At 65.0% G+C, this 16,696-nt stretch carries 17 protein-coding genes; 8 read left to right on the top strand and 9 right to left on the bottom strand.

The genetic code is table 11. From position 1 onward, the window contains the following. Nucleotides 1-78: 78 nt before the first annotated feature. On the bottom strand, nucleotides 79-1,284 hold the full coding sequence (locus tag EPN33_02945) for a divalent metal cation transporter (protein ID TAN24086.1): 1,206 nt from the start codon (nucleotides 1,282-1,284) through the stop codon (nucleotides 79-81). A 312-nt stretch (nucleotides 1,285-1,596) separates the two neighbouring features. Between EPN33_02945 and EPN33_02950 the strand changes: the two genes are divergently transcribed. Beyond that, entirely contained in the window at nucleotides 1,597-1,872 is a 276-nt protein-coding gene (locus tag EPN33_02950; protein TAN23790.1) for a hypothetical protein, read from the top strand. 33 nt (nucleotides 1,873-1,905) lie between these two features. Here the strand turns inward: EPN33_02950 and EPN33_02955 are convergent, their stop codons facing one another. The 6 genes from EPN33_02955 to EPN33_02980 all read right to left on the bottom strand — a co-directional run bounded on the left by EPN33_02955 (nucleotide 1,906) and on the right by EPN33_02980 (nucleotide 9,550). Then, entirely contained in the window at nucleotides 1,906-3,138 is a 1,233-nt protein-coding gene (locus EPN33_02955; GenBank protein TAN23791.1) for an aminopeptidase, read from the bottom strand. Nucleotides 3,139-3,222: 84 nt separating this feature from the next. After that, nucleotides 3,223-4,956, bottom strand: coding sequence for a radical SAM protein (locus EPN33_02960; protein TAN23792.1), 1,734 nt, complete (start codon nucleotides 4,954-4,956; stop codon nucleotides 3,223-3,225). Between the two features lie 400 nt (nucleotides 4,957-5,356). Beyond that, nucleotides 5,357-6,694 (bottom strand): cell division protein FtsA, encoded by a 1,338-nt coding sequence (ftsA, locus tag EPN33_02965; protein ID TAN23793.1) that lies wholly within the window; start codon nucleotides 6,692-6,694, stop codon nucleotides 5,357-5,359. Beyond that, the gene (locus EPN33_02970; GenBank protein ID TAN23794.1) at nucleotides 6,562-7,569 is read right to left on the bottom strand and encodes an FtsQ-type POTRA domain-containing protein; all 1,008 of its coding nucleotides are present in this window, start codon (nucleotides 7,567-7,569) and stop codon (nucleotides 6,562-6,564) included. Before EPN33_02970 ends, ftsA begins: the two co-directional genes overlap by 133 nt. Further along, a complete protein-coding gene (locus EPN33_02975; protein TAN23795.1) occupies nucleotides 7,566-9,029 on the bottom strand; it encodes a UDP-N-acetylmuramate--L-alanine ligase in 1,464 nt (487 codons plus the stop codon). Before EPN33_02975 ends, EPN33_02970 begins: the two co-directional genes overlap by 4 nt. Nucleotides 9,030-9,073: 44 nt before the next feature. Then, nucleotides 9,074-9,550 carry a VOC family protein gene (locus EPN33_02980; protein TAN23796.1) on the bottom strand — a complete coding sequence of 159 codons (477 nt, stop codon included), beginning with the start codon at nucleotides 9,548-9,550 and terminating at the stop codon, nucleotides 9,074-9,076. A 40-nt stretch (nucleotides 9,551-9,590) separates the two neighbouring features. Here EPN33_02980 and EPN33_02985 point away from each other — a divergent pair, with 40 nt between their 5' ends. The 6 genes from EPN33_02985 to EPN33_03010 all read left to right on the top strand — a co-directional run bounded on the left by EPN33_02985 (nucleotide 9,591) and on the right by EPN33_03010 (nucleotide 14,273). After that, on the top strand, nucleotides 9,591-10,160 hold the full coding sequence (locus EPN33_02985; GenBank protein ID TAN23797.1) for an HAD family hydrolase: 570 nt from the start codon (nucleotides 9,591-9,593) through the stop codon (nucleotides 10,158-10,160). Nucleotides 10,161-10,444: 284 nt separating this feature from the next. Further along, complete coding sequence (locus EPN33_02990; protein ID TAN23798.1) at nucleotides 10,445-11,440, top strand: sugar kinase; 996 nt, start codon at nucleotides 10,445-10,447, stop codon at nucleotides 11,438-11,440. Beyond that, complete coding sequence (locus EPN33_02995) at nucleotides 11,424-11,906, top strand: D-glycero-beta-D-manno-heptose 1-phosphate adenylyltransferase (protein TAN23799.1); 483 nt, start codon at nucleotides 11,424-11,426, stop codon at nucleotides 11,904-11,906. Before EPN33_02990 ends, EPN33_02995 begins: the two co-directional genes overlap by 17 nt. Before the next feature lie 20 nt (nucleotides 11,907-11,926). Continuing rightward, nucleotides 11,927-12,994 (top strand): glycosyltransferase family 9 protein, encoded by a 1,068-nt coding sequence (locus EPN33_03000; GenBank protein ID TAN23800.1) that lies wholly within the window; start codon nucleotides 11,927-11,929, stop codon nucleotides 12,992-12,994. Further along, nucleotides 12,991-13,542: an isoprenylcysteine carboxylmethyltransferase family protein gene (locus EPN33_03005; GenBank protein TAN23801.1), complete on the top strand. Its 552-nt coding sequence runs from the start codon at nucleotides 12,991-12,993 to the stop codon at nucleotides 13,540-13,542. The genes EPN33_03000 and EPN33_03005 overlap by 4 nt, the downstream gene beginning before the upstream one ends. After that, nucleotides 13,428-14,273, top strand: coding sequence for a DUF3108 domain-containing protein (locus EPN33_03010; GenBank protein TAN23802.1), 846 nt, complete (start codon nucleotides 13,428-13,430; stop codon nucleotides 14,271-14,273). The genes EPN33_03005 and EPN33_03010 overlap by 115 nt, the downstream gene beginning before the upstream one ends. 104 nt (nucleotides 14,274-14,377) lie before the next feature. Here the strand turns inward: EPN33_03010 and EPN33_03015 are convergent, their stop codons facing one another. Beyond that, the gene (locus EPN33_03015; protein TAN23803.1) at nucleotides 14,378-15,925 is read right to left on the bottom strand and encodes an acyl-CoA carboxylase subunit beta; all 1,548 of its coding nucleotides are present in this window, start codon (nucleotides 15,923-15,925) and stop codon (nucleotides 14,378-14,380) included. Between the two features lie 144 nt (nucleotides 15,926-16,069). On the opposite strand from EPN33_03015, the gene EPN33_03020 reads away from it, so the two are divergent. Beyond that, nucleotides 16,070-16,327 carry a hypothetical protein gene (locus EPN33_03020; protein ID TAN23804.1) on the top strand — a complete coding sequence of 86 codons (258 nt, stop codon included), beginning with the start codon at nucleotides 16,070-16,072 and terminating at the stop codon, nucleotides 16,325-16,327. Between the two features lie 111 nt (nucleotides 16,328-16,438). Here the strand turns inward: EPN33_03020 and EPN33_03025 are convergent, their stop codons facing one another. After that, nucleotides 16,439-16,681, bottom strand: a complete 243-nt coding sequence (locus EPN33_03025) for a hypothetical protein (GenBank protein TAN23805.1) — start codon at nucleotides 16,679-16,681, stop codon at nucleotides 16,439-16,441. Nucleotides 16,682-16,696: the final 15 nt, after the last annotated feature.

Consider the following 16,696-nt stretch of genomic DNA (forward strand, 5'->3'; position numbering starts at 1 on the left):
ACGCAGAAGCTGCCGCATAGTGCAACCCTCCCTGCTACAGACTTATCAGGCGGAATATAGATCAGTCACTGCCGGAAGTCAAAGCGTAAATACCCACATGACAGTGAGGATCACAATCACTACGCTCGTACTCCAGGCGATGGCGTTGGCCCACCAGCCGTTGCGGTATTCGCCCATGACGTCTTCGCGGTTGATGAGCTTGAGCATGAAGACCAGCACCACGGGCAGCAGGATGCCATTGGCGACCTGGGAGTAGAGGATGACCTGCACCAGCGGCAGGCGGGGAATGAGCACCAGACCGGCGCCGGCGGCGATGAGGAAGGTATAGAGGCCATAAAACGCCGGAGCTTCGGAGAAGCGCTTGTCGATGCCGCGCTCGAAGCCGAGGCCTTCGCAGACGTTGTAGGCGGTGGCGAGGGGCAGAATGGCCGCGGAAAGCAGGGCGGCGTTCACCAAGCCAATAGCGAACAGCAGCGCGGCGTAGCGGCCGGCCAGCGGCGCCAGGGCTTGCGCCACCTGAGCGATATTGTTGACATCGCGATGGCCGTGGACGTAGAGGGTGGCGGCGCAGGCGACGATGATGAAGAAGGAGACGACTTCGGTGATGAAGCAGCCGCTGATGACGTCCCAGCGGCTCATGCCGTATTCCTTCTTGCCGATGCCTTTCTCGACTATCGAGGCTTGCAGGTAGAACTGCATCCAGGGGGTGATGGTGGTGCCGATGAGGCCGATCACCATGATTAGATAGGCCCCGTGGAATTGGATGCCGCTGGGCAAGACCATTTCGCGCAGGGCACGGGTCCAGTCCGGATGCGCCATCGCCGCCGAGAAGGCATAGGCGAAATAAATCATCGAGAAGGCGATGAGGATCATTTCGACTTTGCGGTAGCGGCCGCGCACCACCAGCAGCCAGATGAGGAGCGCGCCGACGGGCACGGAAATCCACTTGAGGACGTGGAAGAGGTCCATGCCCAGCGCGAGGCCGCTGAACTCGCTGACGATATTGCCGAAATCGGCAATCGAGAGGACGATCATGGCGAAGAAGGTGGCGCGGAAGCCAAACTCTTCGCGGATCAGGTCGCTCAGGCCCTTGCCGGTGACGGCGCCCATGCGGGCCGCCATTTCCTGAATGATGATCAGGGCGATCAGGGTGGGGATGAGGGTCCAGAGAAGCAGGTATCCGAACTGGGCGCCGGCCTGGGAGTAGGTGAGGATGCCGCCGGGGTCGTTATCGACGTTGGCGGTGATGAAGCCGGGGCCGAGGATGACGAGGAAAGGCAGGATGCGCGCCGCCCAGAGGGAGCGCGCGCGGCGACGGGAACGGGGCTTGGCGGGCGAGGCATCGGCGGGTGCACTGGCGCGCACGGCAGCAGTGGCAGAGTCGGGTTGAGGCCGGCGGAAAGGCAACGTCCTGCTCTCGAAACGGGCCGGGCGGACAGACTACGCCCGTCACGAGAGGAGGGGACTCAGCTAAATATCCGCGCCGCCTCGGGAGGGCCAGCTTGCGCCACCAGGATCCGATGGGGTTTCCATAAGCGTCTGTTCCACCGTAGCACACGAACCAAAGCCGCGAGCAAAAATTGGCACAATGAAGGCATGCCGTCCATCACTCTACGTCAGTTGCGCGACACCAGGCGGCTGAAGGCCTGGCTGTGTGCGGGTCAGACCGTCGAGCTGCGCGAGCGCGACCGGGTGCTGGCGCGGATCGTGCCGCAGCTTCAACCGCGCAAGGAGCGGAGGCCCGGCTTCCCCGATTTTGAGGCGCGGGCGAAGCGCATGTTTGGCGACCGGCAGTTCGACATCGTGGACTGGCTCATAAGGAATAAACGAATGAACGGCGTGTTCAATTCCCGCTGGAGTAGGGCGGAATAGACCGGCCCGGTTCATTTAGGCCGGCCCGGATCGCTACACCCACTCGCCGTGGCGGAAGACGGGCTCGGGGCCATGGGGGCCGAGGCCGTCGACGTCGATTTGGCCGGAGCCGATCATCCAGTCGACGTGGATGAGGCTTTCGTTGGCGCCGCGGGCGGCGAGTTCCTGGCGCGTGGCTTTGTCGCCGCCTTCGAGGCAGTGGCTGTAGGACTGGCCGAGGGCGATGTGGCAGGCGGCGTTTTCATCGAACAGGGTGTTGTTGAAGAGCAGACCGCTGGCGGCGATGGGTGAGGAATGAGGAACCAGCGAGACTTCGCCCAGGCGGCGGGCGCCGGCGTCGGTGCCGATCATTTGCTGCAGGACCTGCTCGCCTTTGCTGGCGTGGGCTTCGACTACGGCGCCGGCTGCAAAGCGCACCTTGATGCCTTCGATCATGGTGCCCTGGTAGGACAGCGGCTTGGTGCTGGTGACGGTGCCTTCGACGCGGTCTTTGTGGGGCGTGGTGAAGACCTCTTCGGTGGGCAGGTTGGGAATGCAGTAGACGCCGTTATTGGCGGTCATGCCACCGCCGCGCCAGACGTGGCCATCGGATAAGCCGACTTTGAGATCGGTGCCGGGGCCGCGGAAGTGGAGGGTCTGAAACTGTTTTTTGGTCATGCGGTCGGCCCATTCGTGCAGCTTGGCATCGTGGGCCTTCCAGGCGGCGACGGGGTCGGGCTGATCGACGCGGGTAGCTTTGAAAATGGCGTCCCAGAGGCGGTCGAGCGCCTCGGTTGCCGACCGACCGGGAAAGACGGCGGCGGCCCAGGCGGGCGTGGCGGCGGGGACGAGCGCCCAGTTGATGTGGTGGTTGGTGATCAGCTCCAGCGCCGGCTGATAGGCCTTGGACATGGCGCGGTTGGCGCGCGCGACCTTGGCTGGATCCTGCTGCGAGAGCAGCGCTGGGTTGCTGCCGACCACGCCGAGGCGCGCGGCGCCGGAACGGAAGGCGGCGGCCATGCCGTCGTAGAGCCATCCGGCGGCGGCATCGAAACTGGCATCGGGGCCGAACTGGTAGCGCAGCAGGGCCGAATTCTCGTCACTGAGCAGGGTCGTTACCAAGGTGGCGCCGGCGCGGTAGGCGTGTTCGGTAATGCGGCGCACCAGCGGGAGGGCGTCCACGCCTGCGGTCATGACCATCGCTTGCCCGGAGGCTAGGCCTAGGCCGGCATGTACCGCAACCTGAGCGAGGCGGTCCAACTTGTCTTCAAAACGCAATTCACTCATAGAACTATTATCGGCCGTAGGTAGATGAAAAAAGCCCCGGTCTGGGGAGACCGGGGCTTTTTGGTTGCGGAGGAAAAGGGAAGGTCAGCAGGTGCCGCTGCCGCAGCCGCCGGCGGCTTGCAGGACGGGCAGGGCTTTCTTGGCGGCGTCGCCGGCCACTTGCGTGGTCTGGCTGCCGTTGGGAATCTGCATGGTGGTGAGCTGGCGGTCGAAAGGCATCGAGTACTTCTTCTCGATCTTCTCGCGGTAGACCGGGCCCGAGTTGTAGGTGCAGAAGGGATAGATCAGACCGTTGGGCGCGGCGTAGTGAATGATGCAACGCTTCACGCGCTCGACGTCGTAGTTGTAGCTATCCATGAAGTGCATGCCGGCGACCATCAGGGTCTTGTAGACGAAGCCCTTTTCGGCTTCGGCGCCGCGACCGTAGCTCTTGTCGGTCATGCCCTGGAGGGTTTGCAGGAAGCGGGTGAAGGTCAGGCCTTCGGGAGCGCGCTCGGCGTGGAAATGCTTCTGCAGCGAGTTCCAGGTCTTCACCTTGCTGAAGAACTTGAAGCGGGCCTTTTCGGCGCTGCGGGCGAGGCTGTCAATATCCTGCAGCATGGCGCCAATATCGACGAAGCGGGTGACGGGAATCGCCTTCTTGGTCTTCTGATCGACGAACATGTAGGTGCCCATGGAGCAGTGGGGATGGCAGCTCAGGGAGGTGGTTTCCTCGCCGCGCAGGGCGCTGATCAGCTTGGAGAAAGGCGTGGTGCAGGCGAGCGGGAACCAGTCGTTGTAAGGATCGGCGAGGCCGGTCTGCTCGTTGACGGCGTGGGCCATATCGGCGAGGGTGAAGCGCTTAGCTTCGAGCTCTTTGCGCGAGATGCGGCCGGTGAAGGTGACGGGCTGGAAGCTGATGCCGCTGACGACGTCGATGTTTTCAAGCGCCAGCTTGATGATGTCGCCGATCTGATGATCATTCAGGCCCTTGACGATGGTGGGCACGAAGACGATCTTCATAATGCCGGCCTTGCGGACGTTGTCGATGCACTTCAGCTTCTTGTCGAACAGCGACTCGCCGCGGGTGCGCTTGTAAATGTCGTCGCAGACGCCGTCGAACTGCAGATAGAGGGTGTGCAGTCCGGCGTCGCGGGCCTTGATGCAGAAGTCGAGATCGTTCCACATGACGCCGTTGGTGGCTACCTGAATGTGGCTGAAGCCCATTTCCTTGGCGAGAGCGACGGCATCGTGGAAGCGCGGGTAAATCGTGGGTTCGCCGCCGGAGAACTGGACTACGCGGCCAGAGACTGGGCGCTCGTTGCGCAGCGCCTGGAGCATCTTGCGGACCTGATCGAAGCTGGGCTCGTAGAGGTAGCCAGCCGCGTTGGCGTTGGCGAAGCAGACCGGACAGGTGAGGTTGCAGCGGTTGGTCAGATCGACGTTGGCCAGGCCGGTGCCGCTGACGTGCATGGAGCACAGGCCGCACTGGTCGGGACAGCGGGTGGCGTTGGGGATGGCGGGGTTGGTGAGACCGCGGTTGTCACCGAACTGCCACTGCTCCATCTTTAAATAGAGCTTTACGTCGCCGTAAACTTTGTCGCGGAAATAACCGTGCGTGGGGCAGGTTTTTTCCATATAGACGGCGCCATTTTCCTCGAACTCGCGCGCCTCAATGACGCGGGTGCAGTCGGGGCAGAGGGACTGGGTGATTTTGGGCAGGCCCTTGTGGATGGCTTCGATACGGGAACCTGAGAGGGTTTTCTCCGGTTGCACGACGGCGAAGTCCGCGCGCTTCACTGCGGCAAACGGCTCGGGCGTAATTGTCTGGGTACTCATTCCGCTGGTCCTCCCTTGAACAGTTTGCGGGCGAGCCTAGGCAGATGCCCGGCAGATCCCCGCTCCATTGTGATGCTAGCCAGCCGGGGACAGGGGTCTCAAGGCCAATGCGGCGAATGGCGGTTTGGCGCACCCGAGCGGTTCGACGGGCTGGTTGAACGGCGGAAGGCCTTGCGGATCAACAGATTGGCTTTCAGCCATCAGCCATCAGCGTGGCTCGCCACTTTTTGCCCTGGTCGCTCCCGCTGGTCGCTCGGAGTGCGGGCTTCGATTCCCGGCAGGGTCCGCCCGCTGGCGCTCAGGGCTCCTCCAAGCTGCCGCCGGGGGCGGGGTGTCGGCGGCTCTCGATCGGGGTGGTTCGGCAGAGCTGAAAGCTGACTGCTGAACGTTGATCGCTGGTTCAGTCGGCGAGGGAGGCCCACTTGGCGCGGAGCTTGTCCCAGAAGGTGGGTTGCTGCTGCTGGCGGGCGACGAGGCGGTGGGCGTAGTAGCAGGCGCCGACGGAGAAGGTGTACTCGGGTTCGGCGAACGCGGAGGGCATGGCTTCGACTAAGGTGGGCGCGGCGTCGCGCACGGGCATCCCGGTGGCCTCGGCGAGCAAATCGCTGAAGCCGGGGAGACGGCTGGCGCCGCCGCAGAGGACGATGCCGGCACCCAGGCCGCCGGCCTTGGCCAGCTCGACTTGCAGAAGGCGGACCAGCTCGCGCGCGCGCGGCTCGATGCAATCGGAGATGCGGCGCAGGGGGACCTGGCGGGAGGATTGCTCGCCGATGTTGGGCACCTCAATGACGCTGGTCTCGCCGATATTGGCGCCCATGGCCACGCCAAAGCCGCACTTGATGCGTTCGGCTTCGGCGTGCGGCGTCGATAAGCCGATGGCGAGGTCGTTAGTGAAATGATCGCCGCCGATGGCGACGGAGCCGGCGTGGGTGATGCTGCCCTGGCTGTAACAGAGGACGGTAGTCGAGCCGGCGCCAGCATCGACGATGGCTACGCCTTCGTAGCGGTCTTCGGTGGCGAGACAGGCTTCGGCGTCGGCGAGGGGGGCGAAGATGAGTTCCTCAACTTCGAGACCGGCGTGGTTGGCGGCGAGCACCAGGTTGTCCTTGGCGCCGACGGCGACGGTGATGGCGTAGACGCGGACTTCAAGACGGGTCGCCAGCATGCCGGCCGGCTCATGGATGCCGCCCTGACGGTCGAGCACGAACTCCTGAGGCACGACGTGCAGGATCTGGCGGTCATCGGGCAGCGTCATGGTGCGAGCCAGGTCGAGGACATGGCGGGCGTCTTCGCGTGTGACCTCGCGGCTGCGGGAGGTGAGGGCGATGCCAGCCTGGCTGGCGAGGCCGCGCACCTGGGCGCCGGTGAGGCTGAGGAAGACGCGCTCCACCGGCGTTCCCGTCTGACGCTCGAGCGCGAGGGCGGCGGAGCGGATGCGGCCGGCGACCGCCTCCAGCGCCACCACGGCGCCTTTGCGCATGCCTGCGGTCGGGAGGGTGACGTGGCCAGCGTAGCGCATGTGGCCGCCGGCGACGCGGATCTGCAGCAGCGTGGTGCGGGCGGTGCCGAGATCGAGAATGTTGAAGGTTAGGGGCGGGACCGGGTTCACCGCTGCTCTCCGCGGGAAGGCTTGGTGCTGGCCGCGGGAGCGGGTGCTGCGGTGGGGCCGGGATCGACAATCGCCTGGCCATCGAAGTGGAGATCGACGGAAACCATGTTGGGGTATTTCTGACGCCAGGAGGCGATCTGGGAAAGGAAGAGCTGGAAGCGCGGTTCGAAGTTACGGTTGCCCAGATCCACCAGCACGGAACTGCCGGCGCCGAGGCTGACGCGGGCGCGCAGATCGCCGGGATTGCGCAGGTTGACTTCGGAAATGGCGAAGGCGGCGTGATGGCCCAGCGGCGCGACGGCTTGTTGCAGCGCGCTCCAGCGGGCGACTTGCGGCTGGCGCTGGTCCAGCCACTCGCTGGCGTTGGGGTTGACGGCGCTGATGCCGGCGAGGCCGGTGAGCACGGGGAAATCGAAATTGGCTTTGGCAGGCCGCTCCAGCAGCACGCCCTGGGCATCGATCAGGTCGAGATGGCTGCCGACGCGGGCGTAGGCCACGGGTGTGCGCTCCTGAATTTTGACTTCGAGGCGGGCGGGCCACAGGCGCAAGACCGCAGCCTGCCGCACCCAGGGGATGCGCTCGACGGCGCGGCGGCGCTGGGAGAGCGGGATAAAGAAGAGGTTGCGGCCCAGATCGGCGGAGAAGACGGCCAGCACCCGTTGCCCATCGGTCTGGTGGGCGCCGGTGATGGCGATCTGGCCGGAACCTTCGAGCAGGAACCAGGAGCTGCGGAAGACGAGGCTGTACAGCGCGAACGCCACCAGCAGGGCGAGAGCAGCGGCGAGGGAGGGCCGCCAGCCGCGGCGCAGCATTTGGGCCCAGTCGCGGCTGCGCTTGCGGCGCACGGGGACGGGGGCCCGGCGGCGGCGGTAGCTGGTTTCTTCTGCGTCCGGGGCCTCTGGCGGAGCTTCGGGGTCGAGGGCTTCGAGTTCGTCTTCGGCGCGGGGCGCGGGCGGCTCGGGACCGTCGCGTACGATGCGCACCTTTCGCGTGGCATTGCTCATGATGCGGGCGCCCTCACGCTATCGGCTTGCGCGGCTTGCAATGCACCGAGCAGCTTTGCGCCCAGGCTGGAGACGTTGCCGGCGCCCTGGGTCAGGATTAAATCGCCGGGCCGCGCGGCACGGGCGGCGGCGCAGATGGCCTCATCGGCGCTGGTTGCGTAGGTGACGAGGGCGCCGGTTGCGAGGGCCTGACGCGCCAGAGCCTCGCTCGAGACCCCGGGGATCGGGGCTTCGCCGGCGGGGTAAATATCCAGCAGCCAGGTCTGATCGGCGAGCGCGAGCACCTGGGCAAATTCGTGCTGCAAGTGCAGCGTGCGGGTGTAGCGATGGGGCTGAAAGATCATGAGCACGCGCCCGGGCGGGTTTCCCTGCGTGGGGTGATGCACGACCTCGCGGGCGGCGGCGAGGGTGGCGGCCAATTCGGTGGGGTGGTGGCCGTAGTCGTCGATGACACGCACGCCGCCGACTTCGCCCTTGAGCTGAAAGCGGCGATCGACGCCGCCGAAATCGGCGATGGCGGCGCGAATCAGTTCCAGGTCGCGGCCGAGGAGCAGGCCGACGGCTATCGCCGCGGTGGCATCGAGGACGTTGTGCAGGCCGGGGCGGCGAAGGCGGAATTCGCCCAGATCGCGGTTGGCGAGCTGCTCGCGGCCAAGCAAATGCGCCGCCGCCGTCGTGGGCTGCAGCGAGAAGCGTGCTTCCATGCCGTGCAGTTCCGGGCGCAGGACGCGCAGGTCGCAATCGTCGTGCAGTCCATAGCTGAGCGAGCGCCGGCGGATGCGCGGCAGGATGGCGCGGGTGGCTTCGTCGTCGGCGCCGACGATGACGGTGCCGTAGAACGGAACGCGGTTGGCGAAGGTCACGAAAGCGTCCTGAATGTCGCTCAGGTCGCGGTAGCAGTCCAGATGCTCGCGGTCGAGGTTGGTGATGATGGCCATGATGGGCGCCAGAGCGAGAAACGAGCGGTCGCTTTCGTCGGCTTCGGCGACGAGATAGTTGCTCGAGCCCAGGCGGGCGTTGGAGCCGATGGCGTCGAGGCGTCCGCCCACGACCACGGTGGGGTCGAGGCCGACGGCAGCGAGCACGGTGGCGATCATGGAGGTAGTGGTGGTTTTGCCGTGCATGCCGGCGACGGCGATGCCGAATTTGAGGCGCATCAGCTCGGCCAGCATTTCGGCGCGCGGGATGACGGGGATCTGTGCGGCGCGCGCGGCGGCGACCTCGGGGTTATCGGGCGCGACGGCGCTTGAGGTCACGACCACTTCGGCATCGCCGAGGTTGGCGGCGGCGTGGCCGATGTGGATGCGTGCGCCCATGGCCTGCAGGCGTTCGGTGATGGGCGAGGCGCGCAGATCGGAGCCGGAGACGGGCCAGCCCTGTACCAGCAAGACTTCGGCGATGCCGCTCATGCCGATGCCGCCAATGCCTACGAAATGAACACGAAAAATCCGGGAGAGCATGCCTTTGCTCCATCGTACCCGCGCCCGTGCTGCCCGGCTAGGTACTACTGAGTTGCGGGTCCGCCAGCGGCCTTTTGGAGCGCGGCGAGGTCGAATTTTTTCATCGTCAACATGGCCTGAAAGGCCTGCGGGTGCCGGATCAGCTCCATGATTTCCGACGGCACGATCTGCCAGGAGAGACCGAAGCGGTCGGTCAGCCAGCCGCATTGAATCTCCTGGCCGCCCTCGGTCAGGTGTGACCAGTAATAGTCAATTTCGGCTTGGTCCCGGCAGGTCACGAAAAAAGACACCGCGGGGTTGAACTGATATGCCGGACCGCCATTGAGGGCCACAAAGGGATGGCCGCTCAGCTCGAATTCGAGGGTCAAAATGGCGCCTTTAGGACCGGGCGCCCCCGCCGGGTTGCGCAGCTCGCGAAGGCGGCGCGAGTTCGGGAAGACGCTGAGATAAAAATCCACGGCGGCTTCGGCATTATCGTTGAACCACAAGAAGGGGGTGATCTGGGGTGGTTTCAAGGGCATAACCGTGCTCCTGCAGGTTTCGTTATAAGCTAAGTGGGCGATGCGACCGGCGATTTTCTTCGACCGTGATGGAACGCTGAACGAAGAGGTTGGCTACGCCGGCCGGCCCGAGCAATTTCATATTTTCCCATACGCGGCGGCGGCGGTGCGCGCGGTTAATGATGCCGGCTGGGCGGCGGTCTTGGTGACCAACCAGGCGGGGGTGGCGCGGGGCTACTATGCCGAAGCTGCCATTCACGAACTGCACGCTATCCTGCAGGATAACCTCGCTGCCGGAGGAGCGCACCTGGATGCGACTTACTACTGTCCCCATCATCCTGAAGGGGTGGTAGCTGGTTATGCGGGCGTGTGTGAGTGCCGCAAACCCGCGCCGGGGATGTTGCGCCAGGCTGAGCGCGAGCTCGGCCTGGACTTGGCGCGGTCGTGGGTGATCGGCGACCGCTACCACGATGTAGACCTGGCTCATGCCGTGGGCGCACGCGCGGTGCTGGTGCGCACCGGGTATGGGGAAGCGCAGCTTCTGGAAAAGCCGGACCTGAAGCCGGAGCACATCGCCGACGATGCCCTGGCGGCCTGCCAGTGGATTCTGGTTGGCGTCAACGGTGGTTGATTATCAACCACCGTTATCGACCTGGCGTGGCCGCCCCGCTGCCGCCGATCCGCAGCGCCTAACAGCGGCATTGTGGCTCGCCACTATTTGCCCTGGTCGCTCCCGCTGGTCGCTTGGAGTGCGGGCTTCGATTCCCGGCAGGGTCCGCCCGCTGACGCTCAGGGCTCCTCCAAGCTGCCGCCACAAGCTTACAGTTGGCTGCCCGACAGCAGCGCAATGCTAGCCCCGAGAGCCCATGCCGGACGTGCCGCATGAGTTCGGGGTTTTGTTAAGCTAAGCTGGCGATGCGAGCAGCCACAGACAATCTGCGGCAGGTGCTGGGCCGGTTTTCGCGGCTGACGGTCACAGTGTGGGGCGACCTGGTGGCCGATGTGTTTGTGGATGGCGAGATCGCGCGGGTGTCACGCGAGGCGCCGGTGCTGATTCTGAAGCAGCGGCGGCGGCAGGTGGCGGCGGGCGGCGGAGCGAATGCGGCGCTGAATCTGGCGGCGCTGGGGGTGACGGTGCGGCTGGTGGGTGCGGTGGGTGCGGATGAGCCGGGCCGGGAACTACTGCGGATTTTTCGCACCGCGGGCATTGCGACCGGCGAGGTGCTGCGGCTACGCGAGCGGCCGACACCGACCAAAACACGGATTCTGGCGCATCATGCCCATACCGCGCCGCAGCAGGTGGTACGGCTCGACCATGAACCGGCGGGGTTGCCGGCGGCGCAGCAGCGGGCACTGGCAGCGGCAGCGCGGCGGGCGGTGCGGGGGGCGCAGGCGCTGCTGCTTTCTGATTACGGCTACGGCGCGGTGACGCCTGGCGCGGCGGCCACGGTGGCGGCGCACGTGCCGGTTTCTGCCGTGGACGCACGCTTTCAGATTGCCGGCTATGCCGGTTTTACCGCGGCGACCCCCAACGAGCCGGAACTGGAAGCGGCTCTGAACGTTAAGATTGCGGAGGCTGCCGAGCCGCTGGCGGCACTGGAGCAGGCAGGGCACAAGCTGCTGCGGCGCCTGCGCTGCCGACATTTGCTGGTGACGCGCGGGCGGGACGGCATGGCGTTGTTCGAGCCGGGACAGCGCACGCGGCATTGGCCGGTGTTCGGCGCGCAGCAGGCGCTCGACGTCACTGGCGCCGGCGACACCGTGATCGCCGTCTTTACCGCGGCGCTGGCGGCCGGGGCCGATGGGCCGACGGCGGCGCAATTGGCGAATTGTGCGGGCGGGCTGGTGGTGATGAAACCGGGGACCGCAACGGTGTCTGCGGGGGAGCTGAGCGATGCTGTGCAGCGATAAGATTCTTGCGCGGGAGCCATTGCTGAACCGCGCACGGGAGTGGCGGGGCCGGAGGCAGACGATCGCGCTGGCGAATGGCTGCTTTGACATTTTGCATGTGGGGCATGTCCGCTATTTGCAGGCAGCGGCGGCGGTGGCTGACCAACTGGTGGTGGCGATCAATTCCGACGCCAGCACACGCCAGCTCAAAGGGGAGGGCCGGCCGATTCTGCCGGAGCAGGCGCGCGCGGAGCTGGTGGCGGCGGTGCGCGGCGTGGCGGCGGTGACGGTGTTTGACGAACTTAGCGTCGAGCCCCTGCTGCGCACGCTGCACCCGGACTTTCATGTCAAAGGCACCGATTACACCATGGAATCAGTGCCGGAGGCGGCCATAGCGCGCGAGCTGGGGATTGCCGTGCGCATCGTGGGGGACCCGAAGCACCACTCCACCCGGGAGCTGCTGGACCGGCTGCGCGGCGCCGATTGATCGGCGATACTGAGTAGACCGTGGCTCCTCGTGAACCCAACGGAGGCAATGGCAGCCCGAACGGGCCGATGCGCATTCTGATCGTCAAGCTCAGCAGCCTGGGCGACATCGTGCATGCGCTGCCGGTCGCGCGCAGTTTGCGCGCGACGATGCCGCAGGCGCGGCTGGCGTGGGTGGTCGAGAAGAAGTGGTTGCCGCTGGTTGAGCGCCATCCTGATCTGGACGAGGTGTTTACGGTCGACAGCCTGGCGTTGCGCAAGCCGCCGCGGCCGTGGGAGGAGTTTCGTGATGATGTGCGCCGCGTGCGGGCGTTTCATCCTGACATTACGCTGGATTTACAAGGCACGGTGAAATCGGCGACGATTGTGCGGCTGAGCGGCGCGGCGCAGCGTATTGGCTTTGCCAAGCCGGTGCTGCGGGAATGGCTGGCGGGCTTCGCCTACAATCAGCACGTGCAAGCGACCAGCGTTCATACGGTGGACCAATACCTGGATATCGCGGCGGCCGCCGTGGCCGGCGGTGGGTTGCAGCGCATTTACGAATTTCCGTTTCCGATACCTATTGAGGCGCAGCGCACGGCCGATGACTGGATTGCGAGCAACGCGATTGGCGAATTTGCTTTTCTGTCGCCCGGGGGTGGATGGGCGTCGAAACGCTGGCCAAGCGCACGCTACGCACGGTTGGCGGAGCTGCTGGAGCAGGATTACGGGCTGGCGGTGGTGCTCAATCGAGGGCCGGGGGAAGAGCAGATGGAGCAGGCCTACCGGCGCGCCAATGCGGTGCGCGCGCGGCTGTTTTCCGGCGATGTGTGTGAGCTGGCGGCCATGCTCAAGCGCGCGCGGCTGGTGATTGGCGGCGATACCGGGCCGCTGCAGTTGGCGGCGGCTCTGGATGTGCCTACCGTGGCGTTGTTTGGGCCCACCGACCCGGCGCGCAATGGTCCGTACTCGCGCCATAGCCGTGTGATCCGCCGAACCAACCTGACTACTTACAAGCGCGGCGCAACGTACTCGCCGGCGATGCTGGCGATTACACCGGAAGAAGTGGCGGCGGCGTGCGGTGAATTGCTGGAGCAGACGACGCGATGAGTTCCGCACTGCAACGCTGGCGTGTGCCGTTGGGGTTTGTGGCGGGGGTGGCGCTGATCGTGTGGGCGCATCCGCGGCCCTTGAGCCTTGCGATGGGGCTGCCGATTGCGGCGCTCGGGCTGGCCTTGCGCGCCTGCGCTGCCGGCTACATCCGCAAGAATGATGCCCTGGCGACGACCGGCCCGTATCGCTATACGCGCAATCCGCTGTACCTGGGCAGTGCGCTACTGGGCGCAGGGTTTGTGATTGCGGCGGATTATTGGCTGCTGGCGGTGCTGGCGCTCGTGCTGCTGCTGGGGGTGTACCTGCCGGTGATTCGCGCCGAAGAAGGCTACCTGGCGGAACGCTTTGGCGCTGCCTTTCAGGAATACGCCGCGCGGGTGCCGCGGTTGCTGCCGCGCTTCGGACGCTGGGGTGAGGGCGCGCGGGGCGGATTCTCGCTGGCCTTGTATCGCCGGCACCGGGAATATCAGGCGCTGGCGGGGTTTTGTTTCCTGGCGGTGGTGCTGGTGCTGAAGTGGAAGCTGCACGTGGTGGCGCCGTGGTAGGGCTGAGCTTCCTGTTGGGCTTGCTGCTGGCAGGCGTGTGGGGAGGCGTGGCGCAAACGCCCGAGCCCCCGGCGCCGCCGCTGGCGGGAACGCTGCACTATGTGGCTCACTGGCGTCTGCTGCCTGCGGGCACGGCCAGCCTGAGCTGGACCGAGCAGGGAGGGCAGCGGCAGATCCATTTCACGGCGAATGGATCGGAGCTGGTCGATCTGTTTTATCCGGTGCATGACAATATGGTTTCCAACTACGATCCGGCGACGTTCTGTACCACCAGCGCGGTGAACAACACGCTGGAGGGCCGGCGCCACCGGCTGACGGATATTCAGTTCGAGCCGGAGCAGCACCGGCTCATTCTGGATGAAACCAATCCCGCAGCGCACCCGCCGGCGCACAAGCACGACGTCAAACCGATTCCCGGCTGTGTCGCCGATATGCTAACGGCGCTGGATTACATCCGGGCGCAGCGGTTGCATGTGGGCGACAGTTACAGCTTCCGGGTCAACGAGGGTGGCAAGACGAGCGATGTGCGCTGCGTCGTCGATTTGCACGAAACCATCAGCACGCCGGCGGGCCGGTTTTCGGCGGTACGGGTGCGGCCCGAGCTGATGAGTGGCGGCGACAAAAAGCTGGGTCAGCTCTGGGTCTGGTTCAGCGATGATGCGCGGCATCTGCCGGTCGAGATTCAGACGCGCGCCTTCTGGGGCACGCTGACGGCGCAACTGACGAAGTAGTTCTCAATTATCAGTTGTCAGTTTTCAGCCGGACGGTGACGCCCGCGGGATCTCAGCGGATGGCGGGGCAAAACTGAAAACTGATTACAGAAAACTGAAAACTTCTAGAGGGGGATGTTGCCGTGCTTTTTCCGGGGGAGGGTCTGGCGCTTGCCTTGCAGGATTTCAAGGGCCTGGATGAGGCGGGCGCGGGTTTCGCGGGGGCGGATGACGGCGTCGATGTAGCCGCGCTCGACGGCAGGGAAAGGCGAGGCGAAGCGCTCACGGAACTCGGCGGTGAGGCGGCGGCGGGTGGCGTCGGGATCGGGGGCGGCTTCGATTTCGCGGCGGTGAATTACATTCACGGCGGCTTCGGCGCCCATGACGGCCAGCTCCGCCGTGGGCCAGGCCAGGTTCACGTCAGTGCGGATGTGCTTGGAGGCCATGACGCAGTACGCGCCGCCATAGGCCTTGCGGGTGATGACGGTGAGTTTGGGCACAGTGGCCTCGGCGAAGGCGAAGAGCAGCTTGGCGCCGTGGCGGATGATGCCGCCCCACTCCTGCTGCGTGCCGGGCAGAAAGCCGGGAACGTCTTCGAAGGTGACGAGGGGGATGTTGAAGGCGTCGCAGAAACGCACGAAGCGAGCGCCTTTCACGCTGGCGTTGATGTCGAGCACGCCCGCGAGGTGCAGGGGCTGATTGGCGACGACACCCACACTGCGGCCGTTCAGGCGGGCGTAGCCGATGACCAGGTTGGGGGCGTATTGCTCGGCGATTTCGAAAAAATAGCCGTCGTCGGCCACGGCGCGAATCACGTCGCGGATGTCGTAGGCCTGATCGCTCGATGCCGGGACAAGGGAATCCAGTTCGGAGGCGGAGCGGCCGGCGGGATCGCTGGTGGGCCGACGCGGGGGATCATCGAGGTTATTCGAGGGAAGAAAACTCAGCAATTCGCGGATCATGGCCAGGCAGGACTCATCGCTATCCGCAATGAACTGGGCGACGCCGCTGGTGCGGTTGTGGGTGAGGGCGCCGCCCAGATCTTCCTTGCTTACCTCCTCGTGTGTGACCGCTTTAATAACATCCGGCCCGGTCACAAACATGTGAGCCGTGGGATGGACCATGAAGATGAAGTCGGTGATGGCGGGTGAGTAGACCGCGCCGCCAGCACAGGGCCCGAGGATGGCCGAAATCTGCGGGATGAGGCCGCTGGCCAGGGTGTTGCGCAGGAAAATGTCGGCGTAGCCGCCGAGGGAGGCCACGCCCTCCTGAATCCGGGCGCCGCCGCTGTCATTCAGTCCGATGACCGGGGCGCCGATCTGCATGGCCTGATCCATAATTTTGCAAATCTTGGCGGCATTGGCCTCCGAAAGTGTGCCGCCCATAACGGTGAAGTCCTGGGCAAAGACGAAGACAGGGCGGCCATCAATGCGGCCATATCCCGTCACTACGCCATCGCCTGGGATGCGCTGCTGGGCCAAGCCAAAGTCCTCGACACGGTGCTGGACCAACTGACCGGATTCCTGGAATGTGCCCTCGTCTAGCAGAACCTCAATGCGCTCGCGCGCCAGGAGTTTGCCCTGCTCGTGCTGATGCTCCTGCCGCTTGGTTCCACCACCCGCTTCGGCGGCAGCAACGCGACGTTCTAATTCGGTCCAATGTTGTTCGTGCATGCTGTTGTGTGCTTTATGAAAAATGGAAATGTTGGTTTTGCGATTTCAAAAACAACCAGGGCGTGCTAAAATGGTGGTTATTCGCCGCAATACTACAGATTTTCGTGGTTAATATTCCACGCAAATCGGCGAGGGAAGACTCCAATGGCAAAGACCTCCCGAATGGGCAAGTACAATCTTATCCCTCAGGGCAACCGGGCGATCGTGTGCGAAGGAAATATTCGCCTGGGACTGGTGGACTTTTTGAAGTTGGAAATGTATGCGCGGCAGAGCGGCCGCAAGGCGCCGGAAGACGAAGACGTGCAATGGGCGCTGAAGCACGCGTTGATTGCGCGGTACCGGATTTTCCACAAGCCCATGTCTTCGCGGGAGATGGAAACCACCGCGGCGCTCGACGAATAAGTGGCTCGCCACTTTTTGCCCTGGTCGCTCCCGTTGGTCGCTTGGAGTGCGGGCTTCGATTCCCGGCAGGGTCCGCCCGCTGGCGCTCACGGATCCTCCGAGCTGCCGCCATTAGTCCTCACTGTCGGCAGCATGCTGCGCAAGGACGACGCGCAGGAGATCTTCGCACGCGGCTCGCTGGCCGCCGAGCCAGAAGCCGGTGAGCTGTTCGGCTTCTTCGGGGAAACGCACGCCGATGCGCGCCAGGGCACGCTCGGCGGCGGCCGCGTCCGGGGCCAGCGCATGCAATTGCACGCGCAACTCGTCGGCGCCGAGTAGGAAGGTCTCGTCGTTGCTCAGCCGTCCGCCGTTCATGATTTCCTCCGTTAG

Source organism: Acidobacteriota bacterium, from assembly GCA_004299485.1.
GTDB lineage: Bacteria > Acidobacteriota > Terriglobia > Terriglobales > SCQP01 > SCQP01.